General features: G+C 55.8%; 2 protein-coding genes and 1 pseudogene. 1 reads left to right on the forward strand and 2 read right to left on the reverse strand.

Annotation, left to right across the window (positions count from 1 at the left end):
• Positions 1-112 precede the first annotated feature (112 nt).
• Complete coding sequence (locus F1735_RS33050; RefSeq protein ID WP_167241172.1) at positions 113-1,378, forward strand: hypothetical protein; 1,266 nt, start codon at positions 113-115, stop codon at positions 1,376-1,378.
• A 31-nt stretch (positions 1,379-1,409) separates the two neighbouring features.
• On the opposite strand, the gene F1735_RS33055 is transcribed toward F1735_RS33050, so the two are convergent.
• Both F1735_RS33055 and F1735_RS33060 read right to left on the reverse strand, forming a co-directional pair.
• Positions 1,410-2,009 carry a hypothetical protein gene (locus tag F1735_RS33055; RefSeq protein ID WP_167241174.1) on the reverse strand — a complete coding sequence of 200 codons (600 nt, stop codon included), beginning with the start codon at positions 2,007-2,009 and terminating at the stop codon, positions 1,410-1,412.
• Between the two features lie 131 nt (positions 2,010-2,140).
• Positions 2,141-2,259: pseudogene (locus F1735_RS33060) on the reverse strand (IS1595 family transposase); the annotation flags it as partial.

Raw genomic sequence — 2,259 nt, forward strand, 5'->3', positions numbered from 1 at the left:
ACGACGGTACACCTCAATCCCGAAAAAAGTGTCACGGAAGCCGTCACCAAAAAGGAGAAAAATCAAGCACTCAAAAAAGCAGCGTAAAAATCGTATTTAGGCGACAACTAGCTTGCAAATTTCCGATACTGCTCCCGTCACCCAGTTCGCTCAAACCTTCAAAAGAACCGCGCTGATACGGTCCAAGAGTTATGACGCCTATACGGCCGGAGGCGAGGCCGCTCAACTGACGGATAACCGAGGTGTCTATGCGGTGCCGGAAGAAGATAAGCTCAACTGGCCAGATTACGGGGAAAAAAACCCTGCTGAGTTAGTTTCCGCCCCTCACCGGCTCACCAATGACGGTCTTAGATTCTTGCGCGCTTCAATCCGCAAGGTGAAAAATCCCAGCGGATCAATCGCCGACAGAATTTTCACGGTCGGGCTGGCTGCATTGGACGAGGAACAAAAAAGGAGCCACTTGGCCAATGTCACGTTCCACGGACAGGCCGCCGCCGACCAGGTAACGACCCAGTGGAACAAAGGAGGAAGCGGTGCCGGCGCATATCAGACAACCATCGGCATTCCCGTAGACAAACTAATGGCTTGTGCCCGAAACGATGACGGAGCGCCGGATGTGCTGCAACTTCTGGTCTACAATGCCGGCAAACGACAACAGATTCGTCAGCTTTTGCGTGTCACGCACCATTTAGCCGACACATGCCTGACTGGAACAAATTTCACACCTGCGGAAACCCAAGGCTTCGAACTGGCCTTACTTGCAGATCTTTTTGCCCAAACCAGTGTTGAAGCAAAAGGGAGCGGGATGGAAAAGGATGCGCTCGGGATGAACCTGAAGGGTTATACGTCGTTTGCTGCCTGTGGATTCCCGGAAGAGCGATGGACGAAGACGGACCCCGATACGCTGAAATTGATCGTGGCCGACTACCTGAAGACAAATGAGGTCTCGACGTCCGTCAAAAAAGTCCTGGGTAACTACAATTTCGAGAAAATCGGCCGCCCGGATCTATCGGTCCAGGCCAGTGTGGAAAAAGGACCGACGATCGCCAACTTCACGCACGCGAGCCGCCTATTCACCGTAATCGAAGCGCGCGAATCGAATGCCGAAATCAACGACCTCATGAAGAAGTTAACCGACACCCCGCCGCAACTGGCCGGCGATCAATCGAACGCAATTGTCACGAGAACACTAGATAGAATCAACAGCTATATTAACTTCATAGTCCCTGCGCCAGAATCGAGCGCCTCATCAAGTGGCCCCGTACATGACTCCGGCGCTCGCGCCGACCGTAGCGCGATCAGCGATGCCGCTGGTGGACCGCCATCCGCATTGGGACCGGTCAATGGCGCGCAGAGCGAGGAAAAACATGCGTCTTAAGGCGTACTAAAAAAGCCGGCTCGTTTCAATATTACTCGCGTCCTTTCGGGCAAGCCGTATCACTCAGGGTGATTTTCCCGTCAGCGGCCTGGCACTTATGCACCGAGGTCGCCGTGGGCGTGCCGCGCGCTTCGAGCGGACGCTTGTCTTCATACGGACGCAGTAGCAAATAGTCCGGCGCTTTCCGCGCCGGCGCAGCCGCGCAGACTTCACGCAAGGCTTCAGCCAGCGTATTGTGCATGCGCTTGGTGACCGGGCTGCGGAATTGCTCCCCATCGTATTGAATCGAATGTTGCACCGGTTTTGACGCCGGCTGCTCCGGTGCCGGCACTGGCGCCGTACAGCTGATCATCACCTGTGCGAGGTAACGTCCGTCAGGGCCGGAACCTGCGGTCCAACCCGCAACGGTCCAGTCCCGGCCGATGATGCGCCATTCCTGGTTTGCACAGTTGAGGTATTTTTTTCCACGTGCGCACAGTAGCTCGCATTGCTGGCGCTCTCCCTTGAAGCAGGCCATTTCAGCCCAGTTCATGGTCAGCTCATCGGCCGTATGCTTGCCCGCCTTGAACTTCGCCAGCGCCAGGCATGCATGTTCGGACCCTGCGGAACATAGTTGCGCCTGACGGTTCATCACATCGTCGAGGCGCGGGTTATTGCCAGGGCAATCCCGGTAAGGGTCGACCGTATACCAGCCTAGCAACAGTGTGCCCCGGTAAACCCGCACGCAGATGCCGTCGCTGGTGTCGTCAAAATTGAAGGTGATTAGCGCTGATCTTCAGCTAACCGACACCACGCTTCGGTTCGGTTGCCCGTGGCGACAGCAGCGTACAAGAGGCGCGTCAAGATGGTCGACAAATCGAAGCGCCGGTTAAATCGATACT

Origin of the sequence: Massilia genomosp. 1 (assembly GCF_011682185.1) — a bacterium.
GTDB classification, from domain to species: domain Bacteria; phylum Pseudomonadota; class Gammaproteobacteria; order Burkholderiales; family Burkholderiaceae_D; genus Telluria_A; species Telluria_A rubra.